This window comes from Hufsiella ginkgonis, assembly GCF_009834915.1.
Lineage (GTDB): Bacteria > Bacteroidota > Bacteroidia > Sphingobacteriales > Sphingobacteriaceae > Hufsiella > Hufsiella ginkgonis.
Map to the genome: position 1 here is coordinate 374,336 of NZ_WVHS01000001.1, position 17,050 is coordinate 391,385.

General features: G+C 51.9%; 14 protein-coding genes. 3 read left to right on the top strand and 11 right to left on the bottom strand.

From position 1 onward, the window contains the following. Positions 1-13: 13 nt before the first annotated feature. Both glmS and GS398_RS01545 read left to right on the top strand, forming a co-directional pair. Complete coding sequence (glmS, locus tag GS398_RS01540) at positions 14-1,855, top strand: glutamine--fructose-6-phosphate transaminase (isomerizing) (protein ID WP_160904982.1); 1,842 nt, start codon at positions 14-16, stop codon at positions 1,853-1,855. A gap of 26 nt (positions 1,856-1,881) precedes the next feature. Next, positions 1,882-2,838, top strand: coding sequence for a hydrogen peroxide-inducible genes activator (locus GS398_RS01545; protein WP_160904983.1), 957 nt, complete (start codon positions 1,882-1,884; stop codon positions 2,836-2,838). Here the strand turns inward: GS398_RS01545 and GS398_RS01550 are convergent. The 4 genes from GS398_RS01550 to GS398_RS01565 form a co-directional block, all read right to left on the bottom strand. Then, the gene (locus GS398_RS01550; RefSeq protein WP_160904984.1) at positions 2,828-2,992 is read right to left on the bottom strand and encodes a phosphatidate cytidylyltransferase; all 165 of its coding nucleotides are present in this window, start codon (positions 2,990-2,992) and stop codon (positions 2,828-2,830) included. The two genes, GS398_RS01545 and GS398_RS01550, sit on opposite strands and share 11 nt — an antisense overlap. A 131-nt stretch (positions 2,993-3,123) precedes the next feature. Continuing rightward, complete coding sequence (locus tag GS398_RS01555) at positions 3,124-3,735, bottom strand: superoxide dismutase (protein ID WP_160904985.1); 612 nt, start codon at positions 3,733-3,735, stop codon at positions 3,124-3,126. A gap of 72 nt (positions 3,736-3,807) precedes the next feature. Beyond that, the gene (locus GS398_RS01560; protein ID WP_160904986.1) at positions 3,808-4,281 is read right to left on the bottom strand and encodes a nucleoside deaminase; all 474 of its coding nucleotides are present in this window, start codon (positions 4,279-4,281) and stop codon (positions 3,808-3,810) included. Positions 4,282-4,365: 84 nt separating this feature from the next. Further along, positions 4,366-4,701 (bottom strand): tRNA-binding protein, encoded by a 336-nt coding sequence (locus tag GS398_RS01565; RefSeq protein WP_160904987.1) that lies wholly within the window; start codon positions 4,699-4,701, stop codon positions 4,366-4,368. Positions 4,702-4,802: 101 nt separating this feature from the next. Here GS398_RS01565 and GS398_RS01570 point away from each other — a divergent pair, with 101 nt between their 5' ends. Further along, positions 4,803-5,990 (top strand): class I SAM-dependent rRNA methyltransferase, encoded by a 1,188-nt coding sequence (locus GS398_RS01570; protein WP_160904988.1) that lies wholly within the window; start codon positions 4,803-4,805, stop codon positions 5,988-5,990. Here GS398_RS01570 and GS398_RS01575 read toward each other — a convergent pair. From GS398_RS01575 to GS398_RS01605, 7 genes are all read right to left on the bottom strand, one after another. After that, positions 5,987-6,769, bottom strand: coding sequence for a TerC family protein (locus tag GS398_RS01575; protein ID WP_160904989.1), 783 nt, complete (start codon positions 6,767-6,769; stop codon positions 5,987-5,989). The two genes, GS398_RS01570 and GS398_RS01575, sit on opposite strands and share 4 nt — an antisense overlap. Positions 6,770-7,072: 303 nt before the next feature. Further along, the gene (locus tag GS398_RS01580) at positions 7,073-8,470 is read right to left on the bottom strand and encodes a hypothetical protein (protein ID WP_160904990.1); all 1,398 of its coding nucleotides are present in this window, start codon (positions 8,468-8,470) and stop codon (positions 7,073-7,075) included. Continuing rightward, positions 8,451-8,999 carry a hypothetical protein gene (locus GS398_RS01585; RefSeq protein WP_160904991.1) on the bottom strand — a complete coding sequence of 183 codons (549 nt, stop codon included), beginning with the start codon at positions 8,997-8,999 and terminating at the stop codon, positions 8,451-8,453. Before GS398_RS01585 ends, GS398_RS01580 begins: the two co-directional genes overlap by 20 nt. A gap of 114 nt (positions 9,000-9,113) precedes the next feature. After that, a complete protein-coding gene (locus GS398_RS01590) occupies positions 9,114-9,677 on the bottom strand; it encodes an RNA polymerase sigma factor (protein ID WP_160905941.1) in 564 nt (187 codons plus the stop codon). A 74-nt stretch (positions 9,678-9,751) separates the two neighbouring features. Then, positions 9,752-12,118 carry an ABC transporter permease gene (locus GS398_RS01595; RefSeq protein WP_160904992.1) on the bottom strand — a complete coding sequence of 789 codons (2,367 nt, stop codon included), beginning with the start codon at positions 12,116-12,118 and terminating at the stop codon, positions 9,752-9,754. A gap of 98 nt (positions 12,119-12,216) precedes the next feature. After that, complete coding sequence (locus GS398_RS01600; protein WP_160904993.1) at positions 12,217-14,616, bottom strand: ABC transporter permease; 2,400 nt, start codon at positions 14,614-14,616, stop codon at positions 12,217-12,219. Between the two features lie 11 nt (positions 14,617-14,627). Beyond that, positions 14,628-17,048 carry an ABC transporter permease gene (locus GS398_RS01605; protein ID WP_160904994.1) on the bottom strand — a complete coding sequence of 807 codons (2,421 nt, stop codon included), beginning with the start codon at positions 17,046-17,048 and terminating at the stop codon, positions 14,628-14,630. Positions 17,049-17,050: the final 2 nt, after the last annotated feature.

Genomic DNA, 17,050 nt, shown 5'->3' on the forward strand with positions numbered 1-17,050 from the left:
AACGAAAAACTTTATGTGTGGAATTGTAGGATATATAGGGCATCAACAGGCCTGGGAAATTATCATAAAAGGACTTCACCGCCTCGAATACCGTGGCTACGACAGCGCAGGCGTAGCCCTGCTGGATAACGACGGGCAGCTGAATATTTATAAAAAAGCAGGTAAAGTAAGCGACCTCGAGGCGTATGCGGCCAACAAAGACCTCTATGGAATGCTGGGAATGGGGCATACCCGCTGGGCGACCCATGGCATACCCTCCGACAGGAATTCGCACCCGCATACGTCCGGAGACGGGCGCCTGTCTATCATTCACAACGGCATCATTGAAAACTACGCCGTCATTAAGGAAGCGCTCCTTGCAAAAGGCCACCAATTTAGCAGCGATACCGATACTGAAGTACTCATTCACCTCATAGAGGAAATCAAGGACCACGAGCAAGTCATCCTGGAAGAGGCCGTCAGGATTGCGCTTAACCGCGTGATCGGCGCGTACGCCATCGTCGTAATGAGTAAGGATGAGCCCGACCTGCTGATCGCCGCCCGTAAAGGAAGCCCGCTTGTGATCGGCGTTGGGTTGCGCGAGTACTTTATCGCTTCGGATGCCTCGCCGATCATCGAATACACTAAGAACGTGATCTACCTTAAGGATAACGAGATCGCTTATTTGCGCCGCGACGAACTGGTTGTAAAAACCATCGATAACAAGGTACAAACGCCTTATATCCAGGAGCTGGATCTTAAACTGGAGATGCTCGAAAAGGGCGGATACGATCATTTCATGCTCAAGGAGATCTATGAGCAGCCACGATCGGTAAGAGATTGTATGCGCGGCAGGATCTACCCCGATTCGGGCGAGGTACAATTGGGCGGCATCAAGGAATACGCGGAGAAACTGAAAAACGTAGACCGCATCATTATTGTCGCCTGCGGAACTTCCTGGCATGCGGGACTGGTAGGCGAGTACCTGATCGAGGAATATGCCCGTGTTTCGGTAGAAGTGGAATACGCCTCAGAATTCAGGTACCGTAACCCGATCATCACCGAAAAAGATATTGTAATTGCCATCTCCCAATCAGGAGAAACTGCCGATACCATGGCTGCTATTACGCTGGCTAAGGAAAAGGGCGCCACTATTTTTGGGATCTGTAACGTGGTAGGCTCGTCCATCCCGCGGATCTCACATGCCGGCGTATACACGCATGCCGGTCCCGAGATCGGTGTAGCTTCTACTAAAGCGTTCACAGCCCAGGTAACGGCCCTCACCCTGCTCGCGTTCTACATCGCCAAGCTGCGCGGCCAGATCAAGCGGTCCGACCTCACCTACCTGCTTACGGAGCTGAACAACATTCCCAACGAGATCCAGAAAGCCCTGGCGGCAAACGACGGGATCAAACAAATCGCACACCATTTTACGGGGTCGCGCAATTGTCTTTTCCTGGGAAGAGGAAGCGGTTTCCCGGTAGCGCTGGAAGGCGCCCTCAAATTGAAGGAAATCTCCTACATCCACGCGGAAGGTTACCCTGCAGCCGAGATGAAACATGGCCCTATTGCGCTCATAGACGAAGAAATGCCCGTGATCTTTATCGCCACCAAAAATTCTTCGTACGAAAAAGTGATCAGCAACATCCAGGAAGTGAAAGCCAGGAAGGGCGTGGTGATCGCCATCGTCACCAAAGGCGATAAGCATGTAAAAGCAATTGCCGATTACGTGATCGAGATCCCCGAATCAAACGAAGCTTTCCTTCCCCTGCTAGCCATCATCCCGTTACAGCTGCTCTCCTATCATATCGCGGTAATGCGCGGCTGTAATGTAGACCAGCCGAGGAATTTGGCGAAATCGGTGACGGTAGAATAGCATCTTTTGGTCGCACGTTCTACCCAATGACCCTCGTCCAACTCGAATACATCGTCGCCGTCGACACTTACCGCAGCTTTGTGGCAGCGGCGGAAAAGTGTTTTGTGACACAGCCTACGCTGAGTATGCAGGTACAAAAGCTGGAGGAAACGCTTGGCGTGAAGCTATTTGACCGGAGTCGCCAGCCAGTGGTACCTACCGAGATCGGCACGCAGATAATCCAGCAGGCGAGAAAGATACTGGATGAAAGTGCCCGGATCCGCGAGCTGATCGATGGTCACCAGGGCGAGATCAAAGGCGACCTGAAGGTGGGTGTGATCCCCACGCTGGCTCCTTACCTCATGCCCGGCGTGATCACCGGGATGCTGAAGAACTACCCCGCGCTGCGTCTCCAGATCTGGGAGCTCACCACCGACCAGATCATCGCACAACTAAAGAACGGGCTGCTCGACTGCGGCCTGCTGTCGACCCCGCTCGGCGACCAGGCACTTCAGGAGATCCCGCTGCTGTACGAAAGTTTCGCGGTTTATCTGTCTGACAACAGCCCGCTGGTAAAGAAGAAATACCTTTCATCTAAAGACATCGCCGGCGCAGGGCTATGGCTGCTCAACGAGGGACATTGCATGCGCAACCAGGTGCTGAATATTTGCCGGCAGAAGGACTCCGGGGACCACCCGCAAAATTTCGAATATAATACCGGCAGCGTAGAAACGCTTAAACGGATGGTCGATCTCGGTAACGGCATCACCATCCTGCCCGAGCTGAGCCTGGGCGACCTTACCCATCAACAGCTGGAACGCGTACGCTATTTTAAAACCCCGGAACCGGTGCGCGAGATCAGCATAGTTACCCACCGCAACTTCCTGAAGAGAAGCGCCATAGACGCACTGGAGAAGCAGATCCTAAGCACCATCCCTAAGAATATGAGGAGTAATAAGAAAAGGGAAGTGGTGGGAATTAAAGTGGGCTTCCCTACTTCCTGAATTTCGAGAAGATCCAGAAGATGAGCCCGATCAGGATGATCATCCCAAAAATCGCGGTATAAGCACCGGCTTTAAAAATACCGCCGATCACTTCGCAACTGCTCAGCAATGTAATGGCGAATAATAGAACGAGGGTGTATGATTTGTTTAGCATGGCTTTTAAATAAAAATGTAGTGTACATTAATACACTACATTTTTTAAAAAGTTTGAAAAGTGGTCAGTTGTCAGTTCTTTTATGTCGCTATACAGGAACGGATCACTCGTTACCGATCACTAACAACTCATTACTTTTTCGCTTTCGCAAACCGGTCAGCTACCGCATCCCAGTTTACGGCGTTCCAGATCGCTTCCAGGTAGGCCGGGCGCTTGTTCTGGTATTTGAGGTAGTAGGCATGCTCCCAAACGTCGATTCCGAGGATCGGGGTACCTTTTACTTCGGCGATGTCCATCAGCGGGCTATCCTGGTTAGGGGTTGAAGAAACCTGGAGCTTGCCATCGGCGGCAACAGATAACCAGGCCCATCCTGAACCGAAACGGGTAGCGCCCGCTTCCGAAATTTTCTTTTTCAGTTCTTCGAACGATCCGAAAGTGCTGTTGATGGCGGTTGCCAGGTCGCCGGAAGGAGCGCCTCCGCCGTTAGGCGATAATACGGACCAGAAAAGTGTATGGTTGAAATGACCGCCGCCGTTGTTACGAACAGGCATCGGGTATTTGGAGATGTTTTTTACGATCTCTTCGATCTTTAAGCTCTCCGCCTCAGTTCCCGCCACTGCTTTGTTCAGGTTATCCACGTACGCCTGGTGGTGTTTGCCGTGATGGATCTCCATGGTTGCTTTGTCGATATGCGGTTCTAATGCGTCGGTGGCGTAAGGTAACGCCGGTAATTCGAATGCCATATGGTTGTTATTAAGGTTACTTGATATACCGCAAATATAACGGCTTATTGTAAAATAATGTTCACTCTTATTTTAAGTTCTTTTGCGCTGGAAGAATTCTTTGACAATCGTACTACATTCATTTTCTTTAATCCCCGCTACTATTTCCGTTTTGGGATGGGTGATCTGCTGGTTGATCCGCATAAAGCCCCTTTTCACATCATGCGCACCAAAAACGATCCGGCTGATCTGTGTCCAGTACGATGCGCCCGCACACATAATACAAGGCTCGATCGTTACATACAGCGTACAATCTTTCAGGTATTTGCCTCCGAGGTAGTTAGCGGCGGCGGTAAACGCCTGCATCTCGGCATGCGCGGTTACGTCATTAAGCTGTTCGGTGAGGTTGTGTCCGCGGCCGATGATCCTGCCGTTGCATACCACGACGGCGCCGATAGGCACTTCATCCAGTGATAAGGCCACCCTGGCTTCTTTGAGGGCCTCGTTCATAAAAAACTCGTCGGGCGCTATAGCGGGGGGATCGGAAGTGAAATTGATGTAACGCATCTTGTGGTTGTCGGTGATCAGTTGCCAATGCCGTTATCGTCGTCGCGGGAACTGATCTCTCACGACTGATCACCGGCAACTTCCTTATATAAGTTTTTGTCCGTTCGGCACTTGTTTATCCACCGCTGCCAGTACGACGTCGCCATTTTCATCTGCAAAGCCCGTTACCAGGAATTCCGACATAAAATTAGCGATCTGTTTTGGCGGGAAATTTACCACGCCAATGATCTGCCTGCCGGGAAGATCTTCTTTGCGGTAATGTTTAGTGATTTGCGCACTGCTCCACTTTGTGCCAAGCTCGCCGAAATCCACCCTGATCTTGTAGGCAGGTTTCCGCGCCTGCGGAAAATCCTGCGCTTCCAGAATGGTTCCTGTGCGGAGCTCTACTTTCTCGAAATCTGGCCAGGTGATGGTGTTCATGAACACAAAATTACTAATGAATAAGGAATAATGTGCAAGAAGATCATGTTAACTCATGCGACACTTTCTATACCCCGGCAATAAAAGCCTACCTTTGCGAAATGTTCACCATCAGGTTAAAAAAGGGAAAAGAAAAGGCGGTCATGCAGCTTCATCCGTGGGTGTTTTCGGGCGCGATAGCATCTATTAAAGGAAAGCCTGCTAATGGCGATATTGTCACCGTAACAGATACGCAGGGAGAATTCCTGGCCTATGGCATGTTTAACGGTCAATCGCGGGTTGCCGTGCGTTTACTGGAATGGATGCCCGAAGCCACGATCGACGAAAACTGGTGGCGCAACCGCATCAAACAGGCTATTGCGGGACGCAGCGCGCTGCTGAACGATGGTGATACCGATACTTACCGTCTTATCTTCAGTGAGGCGGATTACCTGCCGGGGTTGATCGCCGATAAATATGCCGATTTTATTTCCGTACAAATCCTCACTTCCGGGATAGAGAGGGTAAGGCCGGTGGTGCTTGACGAGCTGCAGCAATTGCTTAAGCCGGCCGGGATCTTTGACCGAAGCGACGCCTCCTCGAGGTCGCATGAAGGCCTGGAAGTGTCGTACGGGACGCTCTCCGGCGTTGAGCCGCCCGAATTTGTGACCGTAAAAGAAAACGGCATCGCTTACGGGGTAAACATCGCCGATGGCCAGAAATCAGGTTTCTATTGCGATCAGCGCGACAACCGGATGCTGGTGGCCGCCCACGCGAAAGGGAAACGGGTGCTGGATTGTTTCTGCTACTCCGGCGGATTTACGCTAAACGCCCTCAGGAACGGCGCCGCCTCGGTAACCAGCGTGGACAGCTCGGCGCTGGCGATTGAAACATTGAGGAAAAATATCGCACTCAATAACCTCGACCATCTGCCGCATGACGATTTCCAATCGGATGTAAACAAGCAACTCCGAAAATTCCGCGAAGACGAAGATAAATTCGACCTGATCGTACTCGATCCGCCAAAATATGCCCCTTCAAGGTCTTCGCTGGATAAGGCGTCCCGTGCCTATAAAGACCTGAACCGGCAAGCCATGAAGTTGTTAAACCACGGAGGCTTATTGGCTACATTTTCATGCTCCGGAGCGGTTGACATCGGCACATTCAAACAGATCCTCGCCTGGGCGGCGCTGGATGCGGGAAAAGAAGTTCAGTTTATCCAGCAATTTTCGCAACCGGGGGATCACCCGGTGAGGGCTTCCTTCCCGGAAGGGGAATATTTGAAGGGGTTGTTGTGCAGGGTAAGTTAAGGTTTGGGGGGCTGCTCCTTCTTTAACTTCACCGGTTTCCCGGTCTTCGATTTCATTTTGAGGTTCAGCATTTCCACCAGTACGGAGAACGCCATGGCGAAGTAGATATATCCTTTCGGGATGTGTTGTTCGAGGGCTTCGGCCAGGAGGGAAACACCGATGAGGAGCAGGAACGAGAGCGCCAGCATCTTCACAGTGGGGTGATTATTCACGAAGTTGCTGATACCGCCTGCAGAAACCATCATGATGCCCACCGCGATGACTACGGCCGCGATCATGATCTCGATGTGTTCGGCCATGCCCACGGCAGTGATCACAGAATCGAGCGAAAACACGATATCCAGCAGCAGGATCTGGACGATGGTTCCGGTAAACGACATCGCTTTTTTGCCCGTATCGGTATGCTCATCGCCCTCCAGCTTCTCGTGGATCTCGTGCGTACTTTTATAAATGAGGAACAACCCACCGACCAGCAGGATAAGGTCACGACCGGAGATGGCCAGTTTTTCATGCCAGTCGCCTTCGGTAATGCCTATCCAACTGCCTATATTAAACAGCGGGGCGGTAAGCGTCATGATCCAGGTGAGCGACAGGAGCAGCAATACACGCGTAATCATGGCAAGACCGAGACCTAACTGACGTGCCTTTTTTTGCTGGCTTGACGGAAGCTTTCCCGCGAGGATAGAAATGAAGATGATATTATCTATACCAAGTACGATCTCGAGCACCGTAAGTGTAAGTAAAGAGATCCATGCTTCGGGTGTGCTCAGCCATTCCATATGTCAGGTGTTTGGGCAAAAATATCAAAATTAGGGTCATAAACTAAAAAGGAGATACTTAATTTATCTCCCTGATCGGATGTCGGACAGGGGCCTGCCTAAGGTACGTGAGGAACGTCAACCGTTATCTGGCATGTTATTTCCTTGGGCAAAATCATATGGAGGAACCCATCATGATGGTTTGTCATCCTGAGCCCGCCGAAGGAACACAGCTGTTCACAAACTAAAAAACCTTCCCGTTAAGGAAGGTCTTTTAAAATCAATTAAAATTACACGATATATGAAGAACGGTTGAGAGCGCTGTTATAAAAACTGCACTGAGCCGTAAGTAGATTTGATCGTCACCTTGGAGTCTGAGCCTTTGCCTCCATACTGTCCTTTATAATTTTGGGTAAAGCTCCGGCCCTTGGCGCCGTCTGCCGGGTCTTTACTGATGATGTTCACCTTATTATCAGCATAGTTAAACCCCGCATAGATCACGGTTACGTCGAAGCTCACATTATTATCCCCCAGGTTGAGCGACATGGGAGAGAACGAGCTGTTGATCACCAGGTTTTTTCCCTTGGGATCGATCTGGTCGATCTTCAGCCCGCCGCTGTACTTCAGGTTCAGGTCGGCGCCGTTCGTTAGCTTACCGATGCGGCTTCCCGAGGCATAGTCGAGGTTAAGGTTCGCGTTGTTAGCCAGCTCGATATTTGCTTTGCCGTACTGGATGGTAAAGTTTCCTGACTCGAGGCTCGACACGGTTGCCGCCGAATAGCTCACCTTGATATTGTTGGCATTGTTAGTCAGCCTTCCCGCCTTAAGCGGACCATAGGAGATATTCGCGGTCACCTGCCCGTCGAAATCAGGCAGCTCAACGGAACCATATTTGTTGGTGATATCCAGGCCGCTTTTTGCCGGCATATAAACTACGTAGTTTACCTGCACACCACGACGTTCCACTACGCCATTGCTGCTTTTTATTCCCCACCAATTGTCTTTGTCCTGGGTTTTTTTGCGCTCGATGTTTGTTTTAAAGGTTACGAGGTTTCCTGCCTTACCGTCGTCGATGGTTACGCCATCCAGGAGCTCTTTCGCTTCTTCTTCGGTACTGTGATAGGCTTTGATCTCGATATCGACCTTCACCTCGTTTTTTGCCCAGGTGTTGATGGTCACTTTACCGTATTGATTGTTAATAGACAGCCTGTCGTTTGCCGATAGTGAATACGATTTGCTCACTGTTTTGCTTTTTTCTACTCCCTTAAAGTTCTTGGAATCGAAGGCGCTGTCGAAGTCGAAGCTGTGGTTAAGTCTTGTGGTAGCGGCGTTGATCCGCCCGTTCACGGCAGCTAACCGGTTGTCAAGATCCAACAGCTGGGTATGTGTCGTATAGGCCTGGTTGAGGCGGAGCTTTGCGGTGCTGTCGCGGTAAAGCTTCACCCTCTCCTGGTAAGCCTTGTTACGCTCTGCTGCGGCCCGGCTAATTTCTGCCGAGATCTTCTTGTTTACTTCGCGCAATTGTTTCTGCAGCTCCGTTTGCTGGTCTCTCAGGGCTTTCACCTCGGGGGTTTGGTAAATGGAGGTACGCGACCCCGCGATCGGTGACTTCGGTGCTTCCGCCGGCCTAGCCGGCGGCACAGGTTCCTGTGCAAAAGTGGTAACGGTTCCCAGGCCGAGCACTACGGCCAGCAGGAAGATTTTATATACTCTGTGTTTCATGTGTTTGTCCTTTTTTGATCTGGTTGATCTGTTGTATGATGGTTAATTGTTGATTCAGCACATCGATCTGTGTTTGCAAGTTCCGGATCATCGCTTTCACAGTTTCTTCCCGGTTAGGGCTGGTGGCCAAATCGTTTTGAAGCTTTTGGTAGTTCGTATCCATTTTGGCGATCTCGGATGCAAATTCCCTGTATAATTGGGGATCTTCCTTTTCGATCCGCTTCAGTTCTTGCTGTTTATCTTCTATCATCGAGGCATATTGTACCTGCAGCTTGCCCATTTCGGGGCTCACCGAACTGATATCGATGCTGTTATTCCCATGCTTCAGGAACAGCACACCTGCGGTAAGCACTACCAACAGCGCGGCGGCGACACGCACCACGAAGCTCAGTCTTACCATCCTGGCTTTCTTTACCTGCTGTTTCTTGTCCAGCTGCTGCTCAATCCGCTCCCACAATCCTACCGGGGGCTCACACTCATCGAATTCCCGGCGGTTGCTCCTGATAAATTTTTCAAACTTCTCGCTCATTGTTCATTTCTTTAGTTAACAGCTATCGGCTTTTATCCCTTGCTTATGTTTAGACCCTGATCCCGGCTTCCGTCTCTTATGCCTCCGCAAAAAGCTGACCGCTGATAGCTTATCTCAATTATACTTCACTCCCTGCATCTTCAGCTGTTCCATCAGCTTCCGTTTTGCACGCATAAACTGGGTGCGCGACGTATTTTCGCTGATCTTAAGGATGTGTGCGATCTCCTCGTGATCATACCCTTCCAGCAGGTACAGGGAGAGTACCACCCGGTATCCTTCCGGGAGCAGCTGGATCCCGCGTTTAACCTGCTGCACCTGGTATTGGATCTCTGCGTCGTCGTACCGGTCGTCGTCGGGAAGGTCCTCCACGTCGGTATCGTCGATCGGGATCAGTTCCATTTTCCGCTTTCGCAGGTGGCTGATCGACTTATTTACCACGATCTGTTTCATCCAGAGACCGAACGTGGTTTCCTGCCTGAAATCGCCAATACGCGCAAAAGCGTCAACGAAAGCATCCTGGAGCACATCGGCAGCCTCCCCTTCATGGTTCACGATGCGCATGGCGATATTGAACATCGCTTTTGAATAAAGCTTGTACAACTCATAATGCGCTTTCCGGCTTCCCTGTTTGCACTCAACCACCAGGTTGTAGTGCTGATCGACATAAACAGCTTCCAAATTTCTAGCTTTCAAATAAAGAGACGTGACGATTTTCGGCACGTTGCATGCGGGCGGATATTTTTTGTCTGACGTTACTCATTTCTCAACGATCTCACCGGGTTCGATGCCGCCGTGCGGAAGGTTTGCCAGCCGATGGTAAGGCCGCCGATGACGAACAATACCACGAATCCCGAGAGCACGGTGAATACGCCGATCGAGGCATGGTATGCATAATTGCGGAGAAACATCATGCCGAAGGTAATCCCTGCCGGGAAGGCGATGAGCGCGGCAAAGCAGAGCAGCCATATAAAATCGCGGGAGAGCAGGAACACTACCTGGCTAACGGTGGCACCCATCACTTTACGGATGCCGACCTCCTTGGTCCGCACCTCGGAAGTATAGGTGACCATGCCAAGCAGGCCGAGGCAGGCGATAGAGAGCACCATACCGGTAAACACGCCTATAAAGAGCTGGTCTTCGGCATGGAAATGATGATCGTACAGCTCCTGTTCGTACCAGCGGATCTCCTGTTGCGAAGGCTTGATAATGCCAGCGAGGCGTTGAGAAACACCCGCGACTACCTGCTCCGGCGCCGCCGAGGCCGACACTTTAACCTGCAGGAGCCGGAAGCTCTTTGGCTGGTAGCGGATCATGAGCGGATCGATCCCATATTTCATGCTCATAAAATGAAAATCTTTTACCACACCGGATACCCGGGCCGATACCGAGTCGCTGAGCCACACCAGCTGACCGATCGCTTCCGCGGGGTTACGTAAATGCAGCGCGGCAATAGCCCTTTCGTTGAGCAGTACGGCCGTACCCGCCGAGTCGGATGCGGAAGCGGGCAGGTTGTCGCCAGCCAGCAGCGTCAGCCCGAACACCGGCACGAAATTCGCATCGGCGGCTTGCACACAGACCTTGGCCGCCACCTGTTTATCAGCCGTTTGCGCGGTTATCTCCGCGGGATGCGAAAGCGCCATTAAACCCGAGCTGGCCGTTACCTGTTCTATCCCTGGTTGTTTAAGCACTTCGGCCGTTACGATACGTGCATCTTTATCATCCAGGCCGATGTTCAGAATATTGCTTTTTGTAAAACCATACTGGCCTGTTCCCATAAAATTCATCTGGCGGTACATTACCAGCATAAAAATGATCCCCGTAAGGGAAATGGCGAACTGTGACACCACCAGTACCTTGCGCAGCGTAAGCCCTTTAAATACCAGGGGTTTGTTTTGTCCCTTCAATGCCATTACCGGGCTGAATGAGGCCAGCAGCCTTGCCGGCACCAGGCCTGCCAGCAACCCGGCTACGAGTGTGAAGGAAACCAGGATGATCCAGAGCTTAGCGTCCCACTGTACGCCGTCGACAATTTTTTTCACCACGTTGAGCGACTGCAAGGGCTGCAGCATGCCGATAGAAAGCAGGAGGGCAAAAGCCGACAAGATCATCGACTCCACCACGAACTGCGCCCATAAATGCCATTTGCGTGCACCGATCACCTTGCGGACGCCCACTTCGCGCGCACGGGTAAGCGAACGTGCGAGGGTGAGGTTTACATAATTGAACCCGGCCAGCAGGAGTGTTACCAGGCCCACCCCGATCTGGACCAGGATAACCGACATGTCTACCTGGTGCCCGGCGATGACGAGCAGCCCTTCCCTATCCGGGCTGATTGCCGCAAGCTGCTGCGCGCGAAAGCCCATCGATCGGATGACGGAAGCCGACATTTCTTTCGTCGCCAGGGTGCCGATAGCCGGCAGCACCTTATCCAGCGCCGCCCGGGAGATGCCGTCTTTAAGCCTCACATAGGTAAAACAGGCAGCCTCACTCCAGGTCGAATCCGGTTTGCGTTCGCCCCTGATCTCCCGCAGCGTAGAAGCGGCCGCGAAAGCTTTACAATCGAAATGCGTTTTGCCGGCAGGCTTCGCCAGGATACCGGTAACGGTAAATGCATTCCCGGTTTTTCTTTTTAACGTTTTGCCGATGGGATCTTTTTTTCCAAAAAAACGGGTAGCGGTCGCCTGGTCGATCACGATGGTGTAAGGATCGCCGGAAAAGCTGCCTCTTTGCAGCCGGAAGCCAAAAACACGGAAGAAGTCGGGGTCTACATAGCTTAATTCCTGCGGAAGCATGTCGGTCTCCGTCGACAACTCCATCCGGGCAGGAAAAACCTGTACACATTCTTTCGTAAAACTGTACTTCCGTAACATATTTCCTACCTGTATCGGCGTGCTGGCCCAGGCGCTTTCCTTGCCCTCTTTCAACTCCAGGTCGGTAATAATGCGGTAAGTTTGTTCCGGGTACGGATGAAAAAGATCATAGTCATAAGCCGATTTAAGGTCTATCAGCGCCAGCAGTGATACTGCCATTCCGGCGGCCAGCCCGAAAATATTTATAAAGGAAAACAGCTTGTGTTTCCAGAGGTTGCGCAGGGCGATTTTGAAGTAGCTTTTTAGCATAACAGAACTTTTGGTTGGACGTGTTACAGGATACGGGTTAATATGAGGTTCTCAACTTATAAGAATATCTGGGCGCTGGGCGGTACATCCAACGTTTACTACTCTGTTCGCAAAGAATGCGCGGGGTTTGCCCGCGCGATCCGGGAAGTCTGGATGCCAATCAATATCACGGTAAGGAAGACCAGTACCACGATACAACCTGCAAAAGGAAAGACAGTGAGCGTGATGCGGTAGGCATAATCATTAAGCCATCGCTGTGCAAGGTACCAGGCAAAAGGACAGGCAACGATGGCAGACAACAGCGCAACCGGCAGAAAATCCTTCAGGAAGAGCGAGGTGATACCCGATACGGAGGAGCCTAACACCCTCCGGATACCGATCTCGCGCGTGCGTTTCTGGATGCCGAGCGAAACCAACCCGGCAATGCCCAGCAACACGATGAGCAGGGACAGCGCGGTAGCCAGCTGCGACGCACGCTGCAAACGGATCTCCGCACGATAGAGTTTTTGCAGGGAATCGTCCATAAAGCTGTAATCGAACGCGGCGCCGGGCAGCGCGCGCGACCACCTTTGCTGCAGGAGCTGCATGGACTTCGCAACATTGCCCGGGCGCATCTTGAATGATAAATAGCGATAAATAGTCAAGGATTTTACGTGACTAAATACCAGCGGCTTTACCGCGTCGTGCATAGAGCCGAAGTGGAAATCCTTTACTACGCCAATAATATTTAACGAGGTGGGCAGCCCTGCTATTTTTAACCGCTGCCCGACTGCTTCTGCCGGCCGCCGCCACCCCAGGGCGCGTGCATGCGATTCGTTGATCACCACTTGCGTAGAATCGGCTATCGTTCCGAAGAATCGGCCGGCGCTTAACCGAAGCTGGTAAACGGACGCAAAATGCTCGTCGGTAGTCAGCGACTCCGCGGAGACGGACCGTGTACTGTCGAGCCCGTTTCCATAGGCCTGCACGGTGGAGCCCGCTTTCCCGTCGGGAACTACGTAGGTGAGTGTAGCAGACTGTACTTGCGGCATCCGTTCGAATTCATCGCGGATGTTCAGCATACGGGCTACGCCTTTTGCCGACCAATCGCGCGGTACCGGGAGCGATACCACGTAATCCTTATTATATCCCAGGTCTGCGCCGAAGAAATAAGCGACCTGCCGCGAGATCACGAACGCCCCGGTAAGCACCACGGCTGCGGTAAAGAACTGGAATCCCACGAGCATCTTTCGCATAACCATGCTTTCGCCGGGCGTTTTTAATTTCCCCTTGATCGCATCTGCGGCCTTAAACGATGCGAGGATAAATGCGGGATAAAACCCGGCCGTCACCCCCACTACCAGCGTGATCACCAGCGGTATGAACAGGAAATACACCGGGTACGCCGTAAGCGCGGGAAGGGCACTGCCGATCATCCCGCTAAAAAACGGCGCTGCCAGCTTGTACCAGGCCACAGACAGCAGCGTGGAGAAAAACACGAGCACGGTAGCTTCCGTGAGGAACTGCAGGATGAGCTCGCTTTTAAGTCCCCCGGCTACTTTGCGTACACCGATCTCCCGCATCCGCGAAGACGAGCGGCTGACGGCGATATTCACGAAATTGACGACCGCCATGGCGAGAATGAACAGGGCCGTACATGCCAGTACTATCAGCATTTTACGGACCGCACCCTGGTTGGCGTCCAGGTAGTACTGTTTTAAAGGGAGCAAATAAGGCGTAAGATTAGCCGCAATGGCCCCGGGTGCATGCCGTTTAAGTAATTGAGCCACGGGCTTCCTCAAATCGGCGGGCTGCACGCCCCGTTTCAGCTTGATAAAAGTAACGATGTACGGATTGTTCCATTGGTCGAGGTCCCGTCCGAAAAATGCCGCATCGCGCTGCGAAAGATAAAACTGGTTGTCGTTGCCTTCATTCAGGTGAGTTACTGAATTTTCGCCGGATTTGGCAAGCACACCTGTAATCTTAAAATCGTGCCGGGTACCCGAAAAACTTTCGATGGTAAGGTGCTGCCCCACCACATCTGTTTTGCCGAAATACTTCTCCGCGCGTTCCGCCGTGATCACTACAGAAAACGGTTCGTTAAACGCATTTCCGGCACTTCCGTGGAGCAGCGGGAAACCATATAGCGACAGCAGCGTGCTATCGCCGATCTGCAATCCTTCCCGGAAGTGTTTTTCGCCGGAGGATACCGTAGACATGATGCCGTCAAAACGATAAAAGCCTTCCACCAGGTTCGGGTAATCTGTCGCCAGGCTTTTGGCCAGCGGCCCGATGGAGGTCATTTCAATGCCCATATCAGGCGCCTTCCACCTGCTTTGGATAATGTACTGGCGATCGCTGTCGGTCAGCGAAGCATTCACCTGCAACTCGTTCCAGATATGGCCGCCAACAAGAAAGAAGAAAGCCAGGCCGACAGAAAGACCAGCAATATTAAGCACGGAATACAGCTTGTGCTTTAAAAGGTTTCGAAAAGCAAGGGTAAGATTGGTTTTGAACATGTTATGTGATATTATTCTGTGCGAAGCGCGTCCACCGGGTTGGCCAGTGCCGCTTTAACGGACTGGAAGCTTACCGTAAACAACGAGATCAGCAGTGCGATAAAACCCGCCAGCCCGAACATCCACCATTGCAGCTCGATGCGGTAAGCGAAATCCTGCAGCCAGAGATTCATAAGGTACCAGCCTACCGGCGAGGCGATAACGATGGCCAGGACGACCAATTTAAGGAAATCGCCGGAAAGCAAGCCCGTCACCTGCAATACGGTGGCGCCAAGTGTTTTGCGGATACCGATCTCTTTCACACGCTGTTCGGCTGTAAAGGCGGCCAGGCCGAAGAGCCCCAGGCAGGCCAGGAAGAGTACCAGCAGGCTAAAGAAGGTAAATAGTTGTTCCAGTTTGCTTTCGGCGCGGTACTGCTCGTCGAGCTGGTCGCTTACCCAATTATATTCGATGGTCTTTTCCGGGTAGAATTTGGCCCACAGCCGGTTAATTCCCTTCAGCACCTGCGCATGGGTACCCGGACGCACACGTACCAGCAGGTTACCATATTGCTGATCGCGGTGCGCCTGGATAAGGCAAGGCATCAGCGAATGATGGAGCGATTCGTTGTGAAAGTCCTTCACCACACCAATGGGAATGCCCCGTAAACCGGGAACAGGCTCATTCATCTTGTTAATTCCCAGTAACCTGGCCGTGTAGGCGGTAACCAGGGCGGGTTGCGTTTTACCGGCCTCTTCAAATTCTGTCCACTCTTTTCGCTGCAGCGAATCGGCATTCAGGGCATCTGTGGGGCGGGCGCGGTCGAACAACCTGCCATCGGCCAGCTGCAGCTTTAGGGTAGCCGGCAGGTCTACATCGCCATTGATATAATTTACGCGGATCTTATTTCCCTTCTGCCGGGGATCATCGATCTCCGTAGACATGCTGCCTGCGCCGCCAGACGGGTACCAGTTAGTGATGCTTGCATTTAATGCGCCGTTCAGTTTGAGCACCTCCTGTTTAAATGCCTGGCCTTGTGTGCCTAACTCCGTCCACTTGATGGTGAGCAGGTCGTTGCGGTCGAATCCGAGGTCCTTGGTACCCATATAATGTAACTGGAACTGGATCACGCAGGTAGCCACCAGCACGAGCATGGAAATTGCGAACTGGCTAACCACCAGTCCCTTCCGCAGGAAACCGGTATCCGTTTTTACCGATAGTTTTCCTTTGAGGATGCTTACCGGCTTCGCGGCCGAAATGAGCAGCGCCGGGTAAATGCCCGTAAGAAGGCTCACCAGCAGCACCGAGCCGCAGGTAACTGCGAACAAACCGGCGCTTCCGGCAAGACTGACGGTGAGCGGGTGACCAAGAAATACTTCTACCGGGCGGAGAAAGATCCCGTAAAACACCAGCGCCATAGAGAACGACAGTACAAAGAACAACAGCGATTCAACCAGGAACTGCATCACCAGCACCCGTTTTTCGGCACCGAGCAATTTGCGCATTCCAGCTTCCTTTACACGGCGTAATGCCCTTGCAGTGGTAAGATTTACGAAATTAATACAGGCGATAAGGATCAGGAGAACGGCGACGCCGGAAAAAACATACACGTTCCTGAGGTTGCCCTTTATTTCTTGTCCTTCATCGAAATCCGATTGAAGATATACCTCCTTTATCGGCTGGAATGCATAGGAATACTTGGCCTTGCCGCCGGTGAAGCGGTTGTACCATTTGTTCACTTTAGCGGTAAATCCCGGGATGTCGGTACCCGGTTTTAACAGCACGTATTGCGGCGAAAAAGAGCCGTATTCCTCTTTATAAAGCTCCTCGTGTTTTGCCTCGCGTACCACCATCACGTCTGCGCGCAAGTGCGTATTGGCCGGAATGTCTTTAATAACCCCGGTGATCACGTAGGTTTTCGGTTTACCATATCCCGGGAGGGAGGTGATGGTTTTCCCCGTCGGGTCTGCCTCCCCAAAATACTGTTTGCTGATCTTTTCCGTGAGTACCAGGTTCGGCATGCCGGTCACCAGTGTTTTCGGATTGCCCTTTACCACCGTAAAATCGAGCATATTCCAAACGGAAGGATACGTGGAAAGGCTTTTTACCTTCACTCCCTGCCCCTCTTCGGCAAACTTTAACCTGTTCTCGTTGGCGGAGATGCCGCAGAAATCCGTCACCTCCGGGAAATTACGCTTCAACTCTCCGCTGATCCCCAGGAAAGGACGCGACGATCGCTCTTCCACGTTTTTGTTATCGCGGTTTATGCTGATGATCCGGTAAAGGTTATCGGCCCTGGTCCATTGGTGGTCATATGAAAGGTCATCGAGCACCACCGTGGCTACCAACAGGCAGGCCGCCATACCGATGGTTAGTCCTAACAGGTTAATGGTAGAGTACACCTTGTTTTTAAAAAGGTTACGTGCTGCAAGTTTAAGGTTGGTAGTTAACATGG

Excerpts from the sequence above, each read along its gene's own strand:
- GS398_RS01575 (WP_160904989.1), bottom strand. The coding sequence starts at position 6,769 with ATGGAATGGCTGAGCACACCCGAAGCATGGATCTCTTTACTTACACTT.
- GS398_RS01555 (WP_160904985.1), bottom strand. The coding sequence starts at position 3,735 with ATGGCATTCGAATTACCGGCGTTACCTTACGCCACCGACGCATTAGAA.
- GS398_RS01585 (WP_160904991.1), bottom strand. The coding sequence starts at position 8,999 with ATGAGCGAGAAGTTTGAAAAATTTATCAGGAGCAACCGCCGGGAATTC.
- GS398_RS01600 (WP_160904993.1), bottom strand. The coding sequence starts at position 14,616 with ATGTTCAAAACCAATCTTACCCTTGCTTTTCGAAACCTTTTAAAGCAC.
- GS398_RS01580 (WP_160904990.1), bottom strand. The coding sequence starts at position 8,470 with ATGAAACACAGAGTATATAAAATCTTCCTGCTGGCCGTAGTGCTCGGC.
- GS398_RS01550 (WP_160904984.1), bottom strand. The coding sequence starts at position 2,992 with ATGCTAAACAAATCATACACCCTCGTTCTATTATTCGCCATTACATTG.
- GS398_RS01605 (WP_160904994.1), bottom strand. The coding sequence starts at position 17,048 with ATGTTAACTACCAACCTTAAACTTGCAGCACGTAACCTTTTTAAAAAC.
- GS398_RS01545 (WP_160904983.1), top strand. The coding sequence starts at position 1,882 with ATGACCCTCGTCCAACTCGAATACATCGTCGCCGTCGACACTTACCGC.
- GS398_RS01565 (WP_160904987.1), bottom strand. The coding sequence starts at position 4,701 with ATGAACACCATCACCTGGCCAGATTTCGAGAAAGTAGAGCTCCGCACA.
- glmS (WP_160904982.1), top strand. The coding sequence starts at position 14 with ATGTGTGGAATTGTAGGATATATAGGGCATCAACAGGCCTGGGAAATT.
- GS398_RS01570 (WP_160904988.1), top strand. The coding sequence starts at position 4,803 with ATGTTCACCATCAGGTTAAAAAAGGGAAAAGAAAAGGCGGTCATGCAG.
- GS398_RS01560 (WP_160904986.1), bottom strand. The coding sequence starts at position 4,281 with ATGCGTTACATCAATTTCACTTCCGATCCCCCCGCTATAGCGCCCGAC.
- GS398_RS01595 (WP_160904992.1), bottom strand. The coding sequence starts at position 12,118 with ATGCTAAAAAGCTACTTCAAAATCGCCCTGCGCAACCTCTGGAAACAC.